This is a genomic window from Desulfuromonas sp. (genome assembly GCA_002869615.1).
Taxonomy (GTDB): domain Bacteria; phylum Desulfobacterota; class Desulfuromonadia; order Desulfuromonadales; family UBA2294; genus BM707.
Map to the genome: position 1 here is coordinate 1 of PKUH01000035.1, position 19247 is coordinate 19247.

Sequence of the window (19247 nt, forward strand, 5' to 3'; positions counted from 1 at the left end):
AGAGAAATTCCAATCTGAACAAATTTAACGCAAAGGCGCCAAGACGCAAAGAAAAAGACGTAATTCCACAGCAAAAACCGAACAAAAGAGGGCATACTGTTTTTGGTTTTAACCTAAAAGGCTTTTAGGTCCTTCTTTGAAGCGCAGTTCTCTCCCTCTCTCCGCCTCTCCGTTAAATCTGATTTTACGCCTTTGGCCTTTCTTGGTGTCCTTCGTGTCTTCGTGGCAATATTTGGTTTTGACTAAAGACTTCAGGCCGAAAATTTTATGTCTTTCGCCATAAACTGTCAATGACAGTATAGCGGATAAAAAAAGCCCCGCAGCGGATGGCTGCAGGGCCTAAGTTTGCTTCGGATATTTTATCCGTTGTTCTTCTGAAATTCCTTCATGAAATCTGCCAGCTTTTCGATCCCGGCCATCGGCATGGCGTTATAGATCGAGGCGCGGATACCACCGACGCTGCGATGGCCCTTGAGGGCGTAAAGGCCCTGCTCTCCCGCTTCGGCAAGGAACTTTGCCTCGAGCTCCTCGCTCGGCAGGTTGAAGCTGACGTTCATGGTTCCACGGAATTCCGGCTTGATAACACCGCGGAAATAATCATCGCCGTCGATAAGATCGTACAGCACCTTGGCCTTCTGCTCGTTGACCTTCTCGATGGCAGCGACGCCACACTGCTCCTGCAGCCACTCGAGAACGAGTCCGGTGACGTAGATGGCGAAGGTATTGGCGGTATTGGTCAGCGAGTTGTCCTTGGCGCACTGCTCGTAGTTGAGCAGCACCGGGGTCTGGTCGCTGGCGTGGCCGAGCAGATCTTCCCTGATCACAACAATCGCGGTGCCGGAGGGGCCGAGATTCTTCTGCAAACCGGCATAGACGCAACCGAACTTGCTGTAGTCGAGCTGGCGCGACAGGATCTCCGAGGTCTGATCGGCGATCAGCGGAACATTACCGGTTTCCGGGAATTCATTGTAGCGCGAGCCGTAAATCGTGTTGTTGCTGGTGATGTGCAGGTAGGCCGCATCCTGATCAACCATGTCGGCAGAGATCGTCGGAATATGGTCGTAGTTGCTGTCGGCGCTCGAAGCGATGATCTTGACATCGCAAAAGTTACCAGCGTCCTTGTTGGCGAGTTTGGCAAAGTTGCCGGTTTCGGCATAAAGGCATTTCTTGCTGGCGGAACGGGCCGCCAGGTTCATCGGCAGGGCCGAGAACTGCATCCGGGCGCCACCGTGAACAAACAGGATCTTGTAGTTGTCCGGCAGGTTGGTCAGTTGACGGAATCGTTCCTGGGCCTCAAGCAGAACTTTTTCAAACTGCCTGGCCCGATGGCTGACCTCGATCACCGAAACACCGAGGTTCTCGAAATTGAACCATTCTTCCTGAATCTTCTGCATAACCGGTTCCGGCAACATCGCCGGGCCGGCTCCGAAATTATAGACTTTCGCCATTTATTCTCTCCTTGAAATGTATGCTGTTCGCAATTAAAGCAGCCGCACCTTGATGACCCCGTCGATCGCCTCGAGAGCTTCGATCAGATCCGGCTTCGGTTCGCGTTCGACATCAATAAGGTTGTAGGCAACATCGTCACGACTCCTGTTGATCATGTCGATAACGTTATGATCGCGATCCGATAGTATGTTGAGGACCTGGTTAAGCATCTTCGGCACGTTGCGGTTGGAAAAGGCGATCCGGTAGCCGCCGGCGCGCTCCATTGAAATATTCGGGAAATTGACCGAATTCCTGATATTGCCGTTCTCGAGAAAGTCGATCAGCTGCTCAGCCACCATCACGGCACAATTATCCTCGGCTTCCTCGGTGCTGGCTCCGAGGTGCGGCATCGCGATGATCTTGTCGTTGCCGATCAGTTCACGGACCGGGAAATCGGTGACATAGCGCCGCAACAGACCCTTGTCGAGAGCCTTGAGCAGGGCATCGTTATCGACCAGCTTCTCCCTGGAAAAGTTGAGCAGGACCGAATCTTTCTTGAAACTGTCGACCGATTCGCTATTGATCATGTTGCGCGTTGCCTCGAGCACCGGCAGGTGCAGGGAGACGTAATCGGAGCGCGACAGCAACGAATGCAGGTTCTCCATGCGTTTGACTTCGCGCGGCAGCCGCCAGGCAGCATCGACCGACAGGGCCGGGTCATAACCGACGACCTTCATACCGAGGGTCAGACCGGTTTCGGCAACCTGCGATCCGATCGCGCCAAGGCCAACAACGCCGAGGGTTTTGCCTTTCAGTTCGGAACCGCCGTAAGCCTTCTTGCCGCCTTCGACCACCTTGTGCAGGGCCTCTTCGTCAAGACCCTCGCCTTCTTTCTGCACATAGTTGATGCCGCCAATGATGTCCCGGGCCGACAACAGCATTCCGGTGATGGTCAGCTCCTTGACCGCATTGGCATTGGCGCCTGGGGCATTGAAAACGACGATGCCCCGATCGGTACAGCTTTCAACAGGGATATTGTTGACTCCGGCACCGGCCCGACCGATCGCCTTGACCGAATCGCCGATATCGTCCGACTGCAGCACGTGGCTGCGCAGCATAATGGCATCGGGGTGGCCAAGTTCGCTCGCTACTTCATATTTGTCGCGGGAAAACTTGTCCAATCCCTTGACCGAAATTGCATTGTAGGTCAAAACCCTGTTCATGAAACGCCTCCTGGGAGCGGAATTTAATTATTTAGCGGAAACCGTTAGAGACCAGAAAAACAAGCTCTTTACTTAACATGCCGACCGATGTCATTCAACAGTTTTTCGTGTTAAATCCCGGTTGGCTGACCACGCCGGCCACAGCTTTACTTGACGACCTTCAGGTTCCCTTTGCCACCCCCTGCCGGCGGTGCGGTTTCCGGCGGTTCCGGTGGTTTCTCATCGATATCGAGCTCGAGGCCCGGCAGGGTTCCATCCCGGGCCATTTTTGCAATCGCATCAGCGATGGTCAGGCACTGTTTTGTGCAGACCTTGCGGACCGGGCACATATCGCAATCGGCCTGGCCGCCGGCTGCCCGCAAGGCATGGATCACCAGCTCGACCGATTCGATCTGATTCAATGGGACAAGATACATGGCAAAACCTCTCTAACGCAAAGACGCAAAGAAAAGCGGGGATAACAAAACGAACATCAGATCTTTTTACCGGCAACCCTGGCAAACTCCGCCAGCTTCTTCATCATCGCGGCAAAGTCCTCGGGCCGTAGCGACTGCGGCCCGTCACTGGTCGCCTTCTCCGGATGCGGGTGAACCTCGACAATCAGGCCGTCGCAGCCGGCCGCAACCGCTGCGTAGCACATCGACGGCACCAGGGACGCATGACCGGTGCCATGCGACGGGTCGATAATCACCGGCAGGTGGGTCTGCTCCTTGAGCACCGGCACGGCCGATATATCGAGGGTGTTGCGGGTCGCGGTCTCGAAGGTGCGAATACCCCGTTCACAGAGGATGACCCGCTGGTTTCCTTCGCTGAGAATATACTCGGCGCTCATCAGAAACTCCTGGATGGTCGTCGCCATGCCGCGCTTGAGCAGGATCGGCTTGTCGAGCTGGCCGAGCATTTTCAGCAAGGCAAAATTTTGGGTATTGCGGGCCCCAACCTGCATGATATCAGCATACCTGGCGACCAGCTCAACGTCACGTGGATTCACCACCTCGGTGACAATCGGCAGGCCGGTCTCTTTACGGGCCTGCGCCAAAAGCTTAAGCCCCTCCTCCTCCATTCCCTGGAATGAGTAAGGGCTGGTCCGCGGTTTGAAGGCGCCGCCGCGCAGCACTGTCGCCCCGGCCGCCTTGACCGCTTGCGCCGATTCCATGATCTGTTCCTCGCTCTCGACTGCGCAGGGGCCGGCCATGACAACCAGTTGTTCGCCGCCGACGCTCAACCCGGACTGGATTTCGACAGCACTCGGCTCCGGCCTGACCTCCTTGCTCGCCAGCTTGTAAGGCTTGAGGATCGGTACGACGTTATCAACGCCCGGCATCGACTCAATCGACTGCAACACCGCCTTGCCCCGTTCGTCGCCGATGGCGCCAACGACATTGCGGGTCGAGCCGTAGATAACATGCGGCGTGTACCCGAGTTCGGTAATCCTTTTCTCGACATCAGCCAGTTCATCCTTGCTGGCTCCGGACTGCATGACAATAATCATCTCTTTACTCCCTTGGCGGATCGATTCTGTTCTGTAGTTTTGAGCAATACATCGCAGGCATCTCTTCGCAGTTTACTTTTTCGATCCAAAATGAAAAACCACGGAGAGAACGATGTCTGCCCGTGGTTTGATTGCCTGTAAGTTCTGATCCTTTAATCCAGCAACAGTTCGCCCCGAGCAGACGGCCTAAAGAAAAAGCCGAAGCCAAAAAAGAAAAACCAGAAGCTGGAAAACGAGTGTTGCATAAAAGTACTCTCCACAAGATGAAATGCGACTTTAGCAGAGCCCCCTGGCATTGACAACAATTTTCTTGACAGGCTTTGGCCGTTTCGTTATAAACGGAGCTTCCGACTTGCCCAGGTAGCTCAGTCGGTAGAGCAGAGGACTGAAAATCCTCGTGTCGGCAGTTCGATTCTGTCCCTGGGCACCAGAAGAATCAAGGGGTTACGCTTTACCGCGTAGCCCCTTTTCTTTTCTCCGGGAGAGCCTAGACCCCGAGATAGCGTTCCTGCAGCATCTCGTTATCGGCAATCTCGTCGGTACTTCCCGACCAGACCACCTGGCCTTTTTCCATTATATAGTGCCTGTCGGCGAGCTTCATCAGCGCCTGCAGGTTCTTGTCGATTACCAGGATCGATTGGCCTCGCCTTTTGAGGATGCCGAGACCGTGCCAGATTTCCTTGCGCACCAGCGGTGCCAGTCCCTCGGTCGCTTCGTCGAGAATCAGCAATTTGGGAGTAATCATCAGGGCCCGGACAATGGCCAGCATCTGCTGTTCACCGCCGGACAACTGGTTGCCGAAATGGCTTCGCCGCTCGCCGAGGCGGGGAAAAATATCGAGGACCTCGTCGAGGGTGTAGGGCTCGTTGCGGCCGCCATAGTGGGCGGCGGCGACCATGATGTTTTCATGGACGGTCAGGTTGGGAAAAATCTGCCGGCCCTCGGGGACGAAACCGATCCCCTGCCGTGCCACCTTGTAGCTCGGCAGACGATGAATATCGGTACCGTTGAAAGATATCCGGCCATGCCGCACCGGGGTCAGCCCCATGATCGATTTGACCGATGTGCTCTTGCCCATGCCGTTGCGCCCGAGCAGGGTCACCACTTCGCCGTCCTGCACCTCGAAGCTGACGCCGAACAGTGCCTGGCTGCTGCCATAGAAGGTCTCTATCTGATCAACGATCAGCATGCTTCGTCCCCATCTCCGAGATAGGCCTGACGGACCAGGTCGTTGCCGCGAATTTCTTCAACCGTTCCGGTGGCGATGATCTCGCCGTAGACCAGAACCGTGATCCGATCAGCGAGGGCGAAGATCGCCTCCATATCATGTTCGACCAGGAGGATCGTCATCTCCTCCTTGAGCCGGCGGATCAGCTTGGAGAACTCAACCGTACCGCCCGGGCCCATACCGGCCATTGGCTCGTCTAGCAACAACAGTCTGGGTTTGCAGGCCAGGGCCATACCGACCTCGAGCTGCTTCTTTTCGCCATGCGAAAGATTGCCGGCCAGGCTGTCGGCCCGCTCGCTCAAATCGACCCGTTCAAGGGCCGGTGCCAGCTCCCGGCGCAGCTGCGGCACATCCAGGCTTTTTCGCCAGAAGCGGAAGCTGTGACCGTGCTGGGCCTGGATGGCGAGGAGCAGATTCTCGGTAACGGTCAGGCGCGGAAACACCGAGGTGATCTGGTAGGAGCGTGCCATCCCGAGACGCGACCGGCGATGCGGGGGCAGGCGGGTGATCTCACGCCCGGTGAAGAAGATTCCGCCGCGGTCGGGAGCCAGGTCGCCGGCCAGCAGGTTCAGCAGGGTCGTCTTGCCGGCACCGTTCGGGCCGATCAGGGCGTGGACTTCACCGGCGGCGACAGTTAGATCGAGATCCTGGCAGGCATTGACCGCGCCAAAACTCTTGCTCAACCCCGTGGTGCGCAGAATCGGTTCAGCCATGGCGCTTCTCCCGTCCGGCCAGGATGCCATAAAGACCATGCCGGGCGAACAGCACCACGAGGATCAGCAACGGCCCGAAAAAAACAAGCCAGTGCTCGGTGTACATCGACAGGACCTCCTCAAGCAGAAGAAACGCGGCGGCGCCGAGGACCGGCCCGTAGAGGGTGCCGGCGCCGCCGAGCAGGACCATCACCAGGATAATCCCGGAGCGGGACCAGTGCATCAGGCCGGGGCTGACGTACTCAACCTGGTTGGCGATCAGGGCGCCGGCCAGTCCGGCAGCGGCGCCGGCCAGAACAAAGCTGAGCAGCTTGTATCGATAGGTCGAAAAGCCGATCGACTGCATCCGTTTTTCATTCTCACGACAGCCGCGGATCACCATGCCGAAGCGCGATTGCACCAGGCGGCCGGCCAGATAGAGGAAGGTGAACAAAAGCCCCAGGCAGACATAATAAAATTGCGTATCATCGCCAAGGTCGAGCCCGGGCAGACTGTTGCGGGCAAAGAGGGTGATCCCGTCATCGCCGCCATAGGCTTCAAGTGAGACGAAAAAGTAGTAGAGCATCTGGGCGAAGGCGAGGGTGATCATGATGAAGTGCATGCCGCTGGTGCGCAGGCTTAAACTGCCGATGATCGCGGCAAGCAGAGCCGCAATCAGGATAGCCACCGGCCAGGTAATCAGGGCACTCTCACTTCCCGGTACCAGGAAAGGCCAGGCAATCAAGGGGGTCCCTTCAAAGTCGTGGTAAGCGAGGATGCCGACCGCATACGCCCCGGCCCCGAAAAAAGCGGCATGCCCCAGACTCACCAGGCCGCCGTAACCGAGGATCAGATCAAGGCTGGCTGCCGCCAGGGCGTAAATCAGGATGCGCGAGAAAAGTGAAACAAGATAGGGTTCGCCGGCGATTGATGCGTAGAGCGGGAGCAAGAGCAGCAACAGCGCACCACTACTGATGGCAATGTTTTTTCGATTGAAGTATTCAGGCATAGCCGTTCACTTCCTCTCAGCCTCAGGCATGCCCGGGCAAAAGCCCTCGCGGTCGCCAGACCAGGATAACCGCCATCAGGATGTAGATTGACATCGATGCGACCGAGGCGGCGACACCGTCAGCGTGAGCCGTCGCAAGGAACAACCGGAAGAAAGCCGGCAAAAAGGCACGGCCGAGTGTATCAACCATACCGACCAGGATCGCCCCGAGGAAGGCGCCGCGCACCGAACCGATGCCACCGATAACGATGACGACAAAAGTCAGGATCAGAATACTTTCGCCCATACCGGCCTCGACCGCCAGGATCGGCCCGGCCATCACTCCCGCCAGCCCGGCAAGAAGAGTTCCGAGTCCGAACACCAGGGTGTAAAGCGTCCTGATGTTGATCCCGAGGGCTCCCGCCATCTCGCGGTTACTCGCCCCGGCGCGGATCTGCATACCGATACGGGTCCGGCTGAACATCAGGTAGAGAAAGAGGGCGACCAGCAATCCGACGACAATGACTGCGATGCGGTAGCTCGGGTAGGGGATGCCCGGAATCAGCTCGACCGTCCCCGAAAGCCAGGTCGGCACATCCATGAACAGTGGCTGTCGCCCCCAGATGATCCGGGTCAGCTCGTTGAAAAACATGATCAGACCGAAGGTGGCGAGGACCTGTTCGACATGGTCCTTCTTGTAAAGGCGGCGTAAAACGGTCACTTCGACCAGCATGCCGACCAGCGCCGCCGCCGGCAGGGCGGCGGCAAGGCCAAGCAGAAACGAGCCGCTGCGAGCCGTCACCGTCGCCCCGACATACGCTCCGATCATATAGAACGAGCCGTGCGCGAGGTTGATGACCTGCATGATGCCAAAAACCAGGGTCAATCCGGCCGACATCAAAAACAGCGTCACCCCGAGCTGCAGGCCGTTGAGAATCTGCTCGATAAAAAGAAGCATGGAAACCTGTCAGGAACCTCTTGCCGGAAGCGGATAAAGCCGGGCACGCTCTCCCGTGAAGGAAACCGTGCCCGATAAGTCATCATTTTGACCGCAACAGAGCCTAGTTCATCTTGCAATCTCCGACATAGGTGTTGGCATGGTCGGTAAAAACAGCCTTGAGGGTCTTGTTGGTAAAGCCGCCCTTGCCATCCTCAACAACCTCGCGGATGTAAAGATTCTGGACCGGATGCTGGTTGGCGGCAAAAGCAAACTTGCCGCGCACCGAATCGAAATCGGCCTTACGGACAGCACTGCGCAGCTGCTCGAGTTTCGCCACATCACCGCCGACGCTCTTGAGGGCGCTGCCGATCAGACGGGCTGCTTCGTAACCCTGGCTGGCATAGAGGGTTGGTGTGCGGCCATAAGCTGCGCGAAAGGCTGAGACGAACTGCTTGTTGGCCGGATTGTCGAGATCGTGGGTCCACTGCGAGCCGTTCTTGACGCCGAGCGCGGCGGCGCCGACGGCGCCGAGCAGCCTCTCATCAAAGGAAAAGGCCGGCCCGAAGACCGGAATTGTTTTGTTCAGCCCGGACTGGGAAAACTGCTTGAGAAAGTTAATCCACATGCCGCCGGGGAGGAAGAAAAACACGCCATCCGGTTTGGCGGCTCTGAGGGCAGCGATCTCGGCCGCATAGTCCGACTGCCCGAGCTTGGTGTAGACCTCGCCGGCGATATTGCCGGTATAGTAGCGCTTGAAACCGGCCAGGTGGTCTTTGCCCGCCGGGTAATTGGGTGCCAGCAGGTAGACATTCTTGAAGCCTTCGTCACTGACGTACTTGCCGACCACCTCATCAAGGTTGTCATTCTGGTAGGCGACATTAAAATAGTTCTCGTTGCACCCCTTGCCGGCAAGGGCCGAAGGACCGGCATTCGGGCTGATGTAAAGCACTTCGCTGCGCACAACCTTGGGCACCACGGCCAGGGCGACGTTTGAGAAGATGATCCCGGTCATGATCTTGACGCCATCGCGCTTGATGAAGCGGTTGGCAATCTGCTTCGCTTTGCCCGGGTCACGGCCGTCATCCTCAACCAGGAGCTCGACCGGGATGCCGCCGAGCTTCCCGTCTTCCTGGTCAATCGCCAGCTTGAAGCCATCACGTACTTCTTCGCCGAGATAACCGGCCTTGGTCGAAAGCGTCGTCACCATACCGATCTTGACCGGCCCGGCTGCCAAAGCCGCCGATGGCAGTACCATCGCCAAAACAATAAATAACATGCACAGTTTCTTCATTTTTGCCCCCTGAGGCTTGAGATAAAATTTCCGACCAGTGACAGACAACCCGATAATCTGTTCATATTGCCGATCAACCGTAAGCACAACCGGACGTATCTTCGCACAAATCGTCTTCCTGTTGCAACAGATCACGCAAGCAGAGATCAGGCTCGACTACCCGAAGCGGATCGAAAAATTAATCATTTCCTGAAAAAAGAGGGCCGGCCTGCTGGACAATCCTGCTTGATTGCGTTATCACTCAACTCCGCTTTGCGCTGTCGCGACGACAACCAGAGAGACCGCTGCCAGGAACCGCGAGTATCAATGAAACAGATCTTCAGCCTTATTGCAAAAAAACCGGTGGTCAGCCTTCTGCTCGGGACCATCTGCATCAGCCTCGCCCCGATATTCATCAAGGCCTCGGAGATGCCCCCCGACAGTTCGGCTTTTTACCGGATGCTCTTCGCCGGGGTCTCGATCGGGGTTCTGTTACGATTACGCCGCGCAACATTCTCTTTCAACAAAAAACAGGTGTTCCTTCTGGCCGGCGGCGGACTTTTTCTCGCCCTCGATTTTATGGCCTGGCACCGCAGCATCAACCTGATCGGTCCCGGTTTTGCGACGCTGCTGACCAACCTGCAGGTTTTCTTTACGGCGATCTTCTCTTTTCTGCTGTTCAGACAGCGGGTCTCGAAGCTCTTCATCCTGGCGGTGCCGGTCGCCCTGTTCGGCCTTTTTTTGATTACCGGTGCCGATCTCGATGCCATGACGGGCTATCAGGGAAAAGGGGTTCTGATGGGCCTGTTTTCGGCCCTCTTCTATTCCGGATATATCATCTTTCTCCATCAAACGATGAAAGCTTCGGCTCTCGACGGAATGTCTTCAATGTTCGTCGTTTCCCTTTCGAGTACCACTCTTCTCGCTATCGCCGGGCCGATCAATGGCGCCTCCTTTGTCATTCCCGACCTGCCGACCTTCGGCACGCTTCTCGGTGTCGGCATCCTGAGCACCACAATCGGCTGGACCCTGATCTCTTCATCGATGCGGGCCGTGCCGGTAACCACTGCCGGATTGATTTTGCTGCTGCAGCCGACCCTGGCTTTTGTCTGGGAAGTTCTCCTGTTCGCCAAACCGGTCGAGCTGCTGGAGACGGTCGGGGTTCTGCTGATTCTGGCGGCTATCTACTGCGGTTCCTATTCGAAACAGCAAGCCTGAACTGGCGAAAAACAGCTTATAATAAAAAGCGGTCCTGTTCCGACCATTCAGACTATGGGTAATTTAGGTCCAATAAATGACTATTCCGGTTTGACATCCGGAACCACTGGTCCATAATAAAAAGCAGGAACATCAGTGATTTCAGGTTTTTATTGTCACCTGGAAAAAACATCAAGGATATATTACATGGCCGGTAAAACTTTATACGATAAACTCTGGCAAGAGCATATCGTCCGTTGCGAAAAAGACGGCACCTGCCTCCTCTACATCGACCGTCAGCTCCTGCATGAAGTGACCTCGCCCCAGGCTTTCGAAGGGCTCAGGCTGGCAGACCGCAAACCGTGGCGCCTTGACGCCAACCTCGCGGTTCCGGATCACAATGTGCCGACGGTTGATCGATACCTCGGAATCGCCGACCCGGTTTCCCGCCTGCAGGTCGAAACCCTTGAGGAGAATTGTCGGGAGTTCGGCATCACCCTTTTCAAAATGAACGACATCCGGCAGGGCATCGTTCATGTTATCGGGCCGGAACAGGGCGCGACCCTGCCCGGCATGACGATCGTCTGCGGCGATTCACACACCGCAACCCACGGTGCCTTCGCAACCCTCTCTTTCGGCATCGGCACCTCCGAAGTCGAGCATGTGCTGGCGACCCAGTGCCTGTTGCAGAAAAAGTCGAAGAGCATGCTGATCCGGGTCGACAACAAAACCGGCCCCGGCGTCACCGCCAAGGATATCATCCTGGCGATCATCGGAAAAATCGGCACGGCCGGCGGCACCGGTTATGTCATCGAGTATGCCGGTGAAGCGATCCGGGACCTGTCGATGGAAGGGCGGATGACGATCTGCAACATGTCGATCGAGGCCGGGGCCCGGGCCGGTATGGTTGCCGTAGATGACAAGACGATTGAATTTGTCAGGGGCCGCCCCCTTGCCCCGAGCGGCGAACTCTGGGACCAGGCGGTTGACTACTGGCGGACGCTGCGCTCCGATGATGATGCCGAGTTCGACCAGACCGTCACCCTTGACGCGGCGAAAATCAAGCCGCATGTCAGCTGGGGAACATCGCCGGAGATGGTGGTTCCGGTCGATGGCAGTGTTCCCGATCCGGCCGAGGAGACCGACCCGGTGAAACGCAAGGGGATGGAAGACGCCCTCGTCTACATGGATCTCGAACCGAACACGCGCATGATTGACATCAGACCGGACAAGGTTTTCATCGGCTCCTGCACCAACGGCCGGATCGAGGATTTGCGCGCCGCGGCCGCCATTCTCAAAGGGAAAAAGATTGCCGCCAACATCAAGCTGGCGCTGGTGGTGCCCGGCTCCGGTCTGGTCAAGCAACAGGCGGAAGAGGAAGGGCTCGACCGGATCTTCAAGGCAGCCGGTTTCGAATGGCGCGAGCCGGGCTGCTCGATGTGCCTGGCGATGAATGCCGACCGGCTCGAACCGAAGGAGCGGAGCGCTTCGACCTCGAACCGGAATTTCGAGGGCCGACAGGGGCAGGGCGGACGGACCCACCTGGTCAGCCCGGCGATGGCCGCGGCCGCTGCTGTAACGGGGCATTTTGTTGATGTGAGAGAGATGGATATTAACAATTGAATCACCAAGGCACCAAGAACACCAACAGGTCCAAGGCGTAAAGCATGTTAAACGGAGAGACGGGGAGAGGCGGAGTGAAATTCATAAAGTGCATAAGCTCACCCCTTAAAATCGATGGTTTTGATCTAATCAATAAATCCAGGTTTTGTTTTTCTCTCCCTCTCAGCGGCTCTCCGTTAACATATTTTTGATTACTTGGTTCCTTGGTCTATTGGTGATAAACAGCTTTATGTAAAGAGGATGAATCAATGGAAAAATTTACAACACTGACCGGATTGGTTGCACCGCTCGATCGTTCCAACGTCGATACCGATGCGATCATCCCGAAACAGTTTCTCAAGTCGATCAAGCGGACCGGTTTCGGTCCCAACCTGTTCGACGAATGGCGTTATCTCGACCATGGTGAGCCGGGGGTGGATTGTACTGACCGGCCGATCAACACCGACTTTGTCCTCAACCGGCAGCGCTACCAGGGTGCCCGGATCCTTCTGACGCGCGCCAATTTCGGCTGCGGCTCATCGCGTGAACATGCGCAGTGGGCCCTGCTCGATTACGGCTTCCGGGTGATTATTGCACCGAGTTTTGCCGATATCTTTCAGAACAACTGCTTCAAGAACGGGATCCTGCCGATCACCCTTCCTGCCGAAGAAATCGACAAACTTTTTGTTGAAGTTGAGTCGACCGAGGGCTACACCCTGAACGTCGACCTGGAACATCAGCATATCGAAAAACCGGACGGTAAGCAGCTTCCATTTTCTGTTGACGAATTTAAAAAACACTGCCTGCTCAACGGCCTCGATGATATCGGCCAGAGCCTGCAGCATCGAGACAAGATCACGGCATTTGAAATGTCACGTCGGCAGCAGCGTCCCTGGCTGTTTCAGGACAATCAGGGTCAACAGCCTTAAAGAAAGAGAAAACATGACTGGAAAAGAACTTGTTATCAAGGCTTTGAAGGAACAGAAGGTCCGTTACATTTTCGGATATACCGGCGGCGCCATCATGCCGGTGTTCGATGTCATGGACCAACAGGATGAGATCGTCTTTATCATGTCGCGTCACGAGCAGGGTGCAGGTTTTATGGCCCAGGGTCTCTCCCGGGCCTCCCTGTCGAACCCGGAACCGCAGATCGGCGTCTGCATGTCGACCTCAGGGCCCGGCGCCATGAACCTGGTGACCGCCGTTGCCGATGCCCATATGGATTCGGTGCCGATCATCGCCATCACCGGCCAGGTCGCGACCGGGGTTATCGCCACCGACGCTTTCCAGGAAAGCGATGTTGTCGGGGTGATGATGCCGATCACCAAGCAGACCTACATGCCCCTGCAGACCGAAGAGATCGAGTCAACAATCCATGAAGCCTTCTATGTCGCCAATACCGGCAGACGCGGCCCGGTTGTGATCGATATCCAGAAAGATGTGCAGCAGAACGAAGTCGCGGCCGATTACAGCTTCGATGCGCGCTCATTCCGACCGAATTTGCCCGGCTTTTTTTATCACCCTTCGCCGGAGCGGGAGCCTGTTCATCGGGCGGTGCAGCTGATCAACAGCAGCGATCAGCCGGTTATCTTCTGCGGGCATGGCGTCATTGACAGCCAGGCCGGAGACCTGTTGCAGGAGTTTGCCGAAAAGACCAATATTCCGGTCGCCTTCACCCTGCACGGCCTGTCGGCGATGCCGGTCGACCATCGGTTGAGCCTCGGCATGATGGGGATGCACGGCACGGTCGAGGCCAACCGCGCCATCATGGAGGCCGACCTGATCATCTCCTTCGGCATGCGCTTCGATGACCGGGTGACCGGCAAGCTCGAGGAATACGCGGCCGGCGCCGACGTCATCCACGTCGAGATCGATCCTTCGGAAATCGACAAGAACGTTACGACTTCGATCGCCATCAATGCCGATGTCGGCCGCACCCTGCATGTTTTGTTGAGCGACCCGGAGCTGACCTCACGCCCCCGTCTCAAGTGGTTTTCACAGATCGATGAATTCCGTGAAGAGACCAGGGCCGAAACCGAGGAAGAGATTGCCACGGCGGTCGGCAGCGGCGGCCAGCTGCTGATGAAGTCGATTGTCCATCGCCTCTCCGAACTGACCGGCGGTGCCGACAACATCATCCCGGACGTCGGCCAGCATCAGATGATATCGGCCCGCTTCTACAACTTTCAGAAAAACAACACCTGGTTTACCTCCGGCGGCGCCGGGACCATGGGCTGCTCGCTGCCGATGGCGATCGGGGTCAAGCTGGCGCGGCCGGACGAACGGGTCTGGTCGATCAGCGGCGATGGCGGCTTCCAGATGAACATCCAGGAACTCGGTACCATCATGGAACACAACATCGACGTCAAGATCATGATTCTCAACAACGGCTATCTCGGCATGGTCCGCCAGTGGCAAACCCTCTTCTTCGACGGACGCTATGCCGGAACGCCGATGCTCAGCCCCGACTTCGGGCAGATCGCCGCCGCCTACAACATTCCTTATCTGAAGGTCGATACTCCGGAAAATATCGATTCAGCGATCATGGCCGCCATCGAGCATGATGGTGCCTTTATCCTGGAGTTTATCTGCGACCCGTCCGAGATCGTCCTGCCGATGATCCCTTCCGGCGGCGGTTTTGACAATATGATCATTCGCAAACCGACTGCCGAGCCGAAACCGACAAACAAAGGACAAACCGATGTCGAGTGATATGAAACGGAGAGCCATCCTGATGTTTATGCACGACCGCCCCGGCGTGCTGAACAAGATATCAATGATGATCCGCAAAAAAATGTACAACGTCGACACCCTGACCGTCTGTAGTGCCAAGACCCCTGGCAGTAGCCGCATGACCCTGACCCTGCGCGAGAATGACGACGCCAAGGTGCAGCAGGTGATCCGGCAACTCGAAAAGTTCATCGAGGTGATCTCGGCCAAGGAACTCGACCGGGATTCAAGCTACTGGCGCGAGGTCGCAATCCTGAAGGTTGAAGCCGACGAGGCGACGTTGAAAAAGTTCGCTCCGAAATACAATTTCGAAATCCTCGACCAGCAGAAGGAAAACATCACGATTATCCAGATTGTCGGCGCAATACAACACATCGACGACTTCATGGAGGAGATCGGTCAGGAGCATATTCTCGAAATTGCCCGCACCGGCGTCACCGCCCTGGAGCAGTAACCCAATGAAACGCCGCAGCACCGACATCACCGGCCGCAAAGGGAGCGGTCACTGGGTCCGCCGCAGTGCCGCCCGGGCGATGCTCCGCGCCGTCGGTTTTAATGATACCGATTTTGATAAACCGCTGATCGCTCTCTCCGTCGCCTACACCAACGGCACCCCCTGTAACGATCACCTCCGCGAGCTTGGCGACCGGCTGCAGCAAGAACTCGAGCAGGCCGGCGGCAAGGTTATCCTGTTCGGTACTCCGGTCGTTTCGGACGGTATCGCCATGGGGACCGAGGCGATGAAGTACTCCCTGGTCAGCCGTGAAGTGATCGCCGACAGCATCGAGCTGATGACCGAAGGATACCGCTGTGATGCCGTGATCACTCTCTCCGGCTGCGACAAAACCATACCGGGCTCGCTGATGCCGATCGCCCGCAACAATCTGATCGGCCTGACCCTCTATGGCGGCAGCATCCTTCCGGGTCGTCATGCCGGTCAAGACATCAACATCGTCAGCGCCTTCGAGGCGATCGGTGCGCATGCAGCGGGCCGGATTGACGACGACGAACTGCACGCCATCGAATGCCATGCCTGCCCCGGTGCCGGATCCTGCGCCGGCATGTATACGGCGAACACCATGGCCGCGGCGATCGAGGCGATGGGTATGAGTCTTCCCGGCTCCTCCTCCAACGTTGCGGTCGATAGCGCCAACCGGCTCTCCGAACAGAAGATCGCAGATTGCAGGAAATCGGCGGAGGCATTGATCAATCTTCTCGAAAACGACATTCATGCGGCCGACATCATGACCCGTAAAGCATTTGAAAACGCCCTGACCGTCGTCTGGGCATTGGGCGGGTCGACCAATGCCGTCCTCCATCTGCTTGCCCTGGCCAGCGAAGCTGAAGTCGATCTGACTCTGGCCGATATTGCCGGCATTACCCGCACCGTCCCGCTGCTCGGCAATTTCAAACCGTTCGGCAAGTATGTCATGAATGACCTGCATCCCCTCGGCGGTATTCCGATGGTGATGCGCCTGCTGCTCGAAAACGGCTACCTGCACGGCGACTGCCTGACCGTAACCGGAAAAACCGTAGCGGCCAATCTTGAGCAGGCCGCCCCTTTTCCGGTTGACCAGGATGTCATTTTCCCGCCCGCTGATCCGTATGCACCGGCCAATCAGCACATTCGGATCCTGCACGGAAATCTGGCCAGCGACGGGTGCGTCCTTAAAATGAGCGGCAAAGCGCTTAAAAGCATGTCCGGTCCGGCCCGGGTTTTCGATTGCGAGGAGGACGCGTTATCGACGATTCTCGAGGAACGGATCGAACCGGGAGATGTCGTCGTCATCCGCTATGAAGGACCGTGCGGTGGCCCCGGCATGCGTGAAATGCTGGCTCCGTCGGCCGCCCTGATGGGAGCCGGTCTCGGCGACAGTGTCGCCCTGATCACCGACGGCCGTTTCTCCGGCGGTACGCACGGCATCATGATCGGCCATATTACCCCGGAAGCCCACAGCAGCGGACCGCTGGCCGCGGTCAGGGAAGGTGACCGGATTATCATTGATCTCGAAAAAGATGAATTGAACCTCGACCTCGCACCGACCGAACTGCAAAAACGGCTTGACGATTGGCAACCCGTGGAGAGCCGCTTCACACACGGCGTTCTCGCCAAATATGCACGGCTTGTCTCTCCGGCTTCAACCGGCGCTGTGACCAGCCGGAACAAGAGCTCGTCAACTCGGTAAATCGCTTAAAACAACAGGCTCAATCTTACCGCTGACCGACTGATATCAGTTGCATTCAAGCTGAGCAACTGATATCATGACAAAAAAGGTAATAATTAAACCTGAATCAATGGAGTAAATCATGTTTGAAGGATTTCTCATCGGTTTTACATTCTGGGCCCTCCCCGCTGCACTCGCATGGGGCTGGCGCCTTGTCCGTCATTCACAATAACTAATAATAAAAAAAGAGCCCGCTTTCAAGCGGGCTCTTCCCGTATAAGATCGAGTGTTTCCTAAAATCCCTGATTCAGCGTAAACGAAAGCTTGGAGTATTTGAGGAACGGCTCCCGACGGTGATCCGGCCCTGCACCCAGGCCAGGTTTCATGAATTATTCGATATTGACAGGTAGAGAGATTCGGAATAGCGTCCCGGTCGATCGACTGCTCTCGAACTCGACCTCGCCAGAAAGATAGTTACTGAGCAGCCGCATGCTGTATGTGCCGAGGCCCCGTCCAGTCCCCTTGGTTGAATAGGTTCGGCGGAAGATTTCCGGCCGCACCTCTTCCGGTATCGCACCGGGATTATGTACACTGAACACCAGCGCCTTGCCGTCTGCCTGGCAGTCGAGGATCACCGATTCATCAGGGGGAATCGCCTCGAAAGCATTGACCACCATATTTCCGAGTATCCGTAACAAAATGCTCTGGTCGGTTAGCAGGTACTCGTTCACAGCGGAAGCATTGATCGTCAGATGTCTCCGGGTCGCTGTTTTATGATTTTCATAGAGGCGAACGATACGTTCGAGAAGATCCCGGGATGAACAGAGCTCCTGTTTCAGTTCCAGCCGCTCATGTTCGGCATCGCTCAGCATCCGCTGGGCCTCGACCTCACCGATCACCTGTTCGGCCGCTTCGCGGATCTGGAAATAAATTTTTTCTTTATCTTGGTAGTCCCGGGTTTCGAGCAACTCGGCAAACCCCTTGATACTGCCGACAACATTCATGATGTCATTGAAAAAAATTCTCTCCAGCATCTGCCGGCGATGTTCGGAGCTTTTATCAACAACCGAAAAGATCGTGAATGTTTCCCCGACATAGACAAACGGAGTTGTTGTCACTTCGAGTTCATGCGCCTGAATCATGCTCTCGCGCAATCGCGTCATACGACATTCCTCGGTTGTCCTGGTTTCTGAAACGATTGCAACCAAAGCACCGCATGAACGACAGAGCTCCCCCAGACCACAACCACTTTCAGAATCGTACGCATTGACGCAGTCAAAAACATCGCCGGGGCGCAAACCAAGCAGAGCTTCTTCGCCATCAAATTCAAGCATTTCGATCAACGACTTATTCGCGTAAATAATCTGTCGATCCGAATTCAAAACAGCCAGCAAGGACGGGATCGCATCGAGCATCCGGCGGATAAACTGGTCATTGCGGAAAACCTGGATCTGGTTTGAGAGGATCTCCGGCGGTGCCTTGGCCGCCGATATTTCGATATGTTTTTTTGCGCTTTGATTCATGCCTTATCCGAAAAATCAGCCGATCAGCAATTTAACGGCAAAAACGAGAACCGTCACCGTCACGAACTTCTTCAGCCAGTCATGCCCTTTTTCAACTGCAAGACGCGTTCCGATTATCCCGCCGAGGGAGTTCCCGGCGGCCAGAGCCAGTCCGAGGCTGTAATCAACCTCGCCATGGTAGATAAAAACAGACAGGGCAACCACCGTAAAAGCGAAGATGACAATCACCTTGACGGCATTGATCCGGACCAGGTCGAGACCGTGCAGCAGCAGCCCGGCAATGACAATAAAACCGACCCCGGCCTGAACGAAACCACCATAGACACCGACGCCAAAAAACGTAACCAGCAGCAGGATCAGCCGTCCGCCCGAGATTTTTTCTTCCTCTACTTTCAACTTCTTGACCGGATCGAGTGCCGTAAAAATCATGACTCCGATCATGATCAGAGCGAGTATCTTCTTGAACAGGGCATCATCGATGTTTATGGCAAGAGTGGCACCAAAGTAACTGCCGAGCAGGGCCGGCATGGTACAGATCAGGGCGAGCTTGAGTGGAAAGACGCCCCGCTTGCGAAATCCGTTCATCGCAAAGATGTTCTGGCAGAAGATGGCAATCCGGTTGGTGCCATTTGCGGTCGATGCCGGCAGGCCGACAAAGATCAGAACCGGAAGGGTCAGCAATGAGCCGCCGCCGGCCAGAATATTAAGAATTCCGGCGATCAGTCCGACCCCGGCCAGTAGCGGAATTTGCCAATACAACGGATCCATA

Annotated in this window: 17 protein-coding genes and 1 tRNA gene; 7 read left to right on the forward strand and 11 right to left on the reverse strand. The window is 56.3% G+C overall.

The genetic code is table 11. From position 1 onward, the window contains the following. Positions 1–359: 359 nt before the first annotated feature. From C0623_04280 to aroF, 4 genes are all read right to left on the reverse strand, one after another. On the reverse strand, positions 360–1448 hold the full coding sequence (locus C0623_04280) for a 3-phosphoserine/phosphohydroxythreonine transaminase (GenBank protein PLY02078.1): 1089 nt from the start codon (positions 1446–1448) through the stop codon (positions 360–362). Positions 1449–1481: 33 nt separating this feature from the next. Continuing rightward, entirely contained in the window at positions 1482–2651 is a 1170-nt protein-coding gene (locus C0623_04285; GenBank protein ID PLY02079.1) for a 3-phosphoglycerate dehydrogenase, read from the reverse strand. A 146-nt stretch (positions 2652–2797) separates the two neighbouring features. Further along, positions 2798–3067 (reverse strand): hypothetical protein, encoded by a 270-nt coding sequence (locus C0623_04290; GenBank protein PLY02080.1) that lies wholly within the window; start codon positions 3065–3067, stop codon positions 2798–2800. Positions 3068–3123: 56 nt separating this feature from the next. Next, the gene (gene aroF / locus C0623_04295; protein ID PLY02081.1) at positions 3124–4143 is read right to left on the reverse strand and encodes a 3-deoxy-7-phosphoheptulonate synthase; all 1020 of its coding nucleotides are present in this window, start codon (positions 4141–4143) and stop codon (positions 3124–3126) included. Positions 4144–4497: 354 nt separating this feature from the next. On the opposite strand from aroF, the gene C0623_04300 reads away from it, so the two are divergent. After that, positions 4498–4573: transfer RNA gene (locus C0623_04300), tRNA-Phe, on the forward strand. 57 nt (positions 4574–4630) lie between these two features. Here the strand turns inward: C0623_04300 and C0623_04305 are convergent. From C0623_04305 to C0623_04325, 5 genes are all read right to left on the reverse strand, one after another. Beyond that, positions 4631–5332, reverse strand: a complete 702-nt coding sequence (locus tag C0623_04305; protein ID PLY02082.1) for an ABC transporter ATP-binding protein — start codon at positions 5330–5332, stop codon at positions 4631–4633. After that, complete coding sequence (locus tag C0623_04310; GenBank protein PLY02083.1) at positions 5326–6084, reverse strand: ABC transporter ATP-binding protein; 759 nt, start codon at positions 6082–6084, stop codon at positions 5326–5328. Before C0623_04310 ends, C0623_04305 begins: the two co-directional genes overlap by 7 nt. After that, positions 6077–7072, reverse strand: a complete 996-nt coding sequence (locus C0623_04315; protein PLY02084.1) for a branched-chain amino acid ABC transporter permease — start codon at positions 7070–7072, stop codon at positions 6077–6079. Before C0623_04315 ends, C0623_04310 begins: the two co-directional genes overlap by 8 nt. Before the next feature lie 22 nt (positions 7073–7094). Beyond that, on the reverse strand, positions 7095–8009 hold the full coding sequence (locus C0623_04320) for a branched-chain amino acid ABC transporter permease (GenBank protein PLY02085.1): 915 nt from the start codon (positions 8007–8009) through the stop codon (positions 7095–7097). A gap of 103 nt (positions 8010–8112) precedes the next feature. Then, a complete protein-coding gene (locus tag C0623_04325) occupies positions 8113–9267 on the reverse strand; it encodes an ABC transporter substrate-binding protein (GenBank protein PLY02109.1) in 1155 nt (384 codons plus the stop codon). Positions 9268–9588: 321 nt separating this feature from the next. Here C0623_04325 and C0623_04330 point away from each other — a divergent pair, with 321 nt between their 5' ends. The 6 genes from C0623_04330 (at position 9589) to ilvD (ending at position 16976) form a co-directional block, all read left to right on the forward strand. Beyond that, entirely contained in the window at positions 9589–10479 is an 891-nt protein-coding gene (locus C0623_04330) for an EamA/RhaT family transporter (GenBank protein PLY02086.1), read from the forward strand. A gap of 186 nt (positions 10480–10665) precedes the next feature. Further along, positions 10666–12081, forward strand: a complete 1416-nt coding sequence (gene leuC / locus C0623_04335; protein ID PLY02087.1) for a 3-isopropylmalate dehydratase large subunit — start codon at positions 10666–10668, stop codon at positions 12079–12081. Positions 12082–12329: 248 nt separating this feature from the next. Then, a complete protein-coding gene (gene leuD, locus C0623_04340) occupies positions 12330–12989 on the forward strand; it encodes a 3-isopropylmalate dehydratase small subunit (protein ID PLY02088.1) in 660 nt (219 codons plus the stop codon). Next, positions 12880–14772, forward strand: a complete 1893-nt coding sequence (ilvB, locus tag C0623_04345; protein ID PLY02089.1) for an acetolactate synthase, large subunit, biosynthetic type — start codon at positions 12880–12882, stop codon at positions 14770–14772. The genes leuD and ilvB overlap by 110 nt, the downstream gene beginning before the upstream one ends. Beyond that, complete coding sequence (ilvN, locus tag C0623_04350) at positions 14762–15244, forward strand: acetolactate synthase small subunit (GenBank protein ID PLY02090.1); 483 nt, start codon at positions 14762–14764, stop codon at positions 15242–15244. The genes ilvB and ilvN overlap by 11 nt, the downstream gene beginning before the upstream one ends. A 4-nt stretch (positions 15245–15248) precedes the next feature. Further along, positions 15249–16976 carry a dihydroxy-acid dehydratase gene (gene ilvD, locus C0623_04355; GenBank protein PLY02091.1) on the forward strand — a complete coding sequence of 576 codons (1728 nt, stop codon included), beginning with the start codon at positions 15249–15251 and terminating at the stop codon, positions 16974–16976. Positions 16977–17344: 368 nt separating this feature from the next. On the opposite strand, the gene C0623_04360 is transcribed toward ilvD, so the two are convergent. Both C0623_04360 and C0623_04365 read right to left on the reverse strand, forming a co-directional pair. Beyond that, positions 17345–18478: a hypothetical protein gene (locus C0623_04360; GenBank protein PLY02092.1), complete on the reverse strand. Its 1134-nt coding sequence runs from the start codon at positions 18476–18478 to the stop codon at positions 17345–17347. 15 nt (positions 18479–18493) lie between these two features. Then, positions 18494–19246: an integrase gene (locus C0623_04365; GenBank protein ID PLY02093.1), complete on the reverse strand. Its 753-nt coding sequence runs from the start codon at positions 19244–19246 to the stop codon at positions 18494–18496. Position 19247 lies beyond the last annotated feature (1 nt).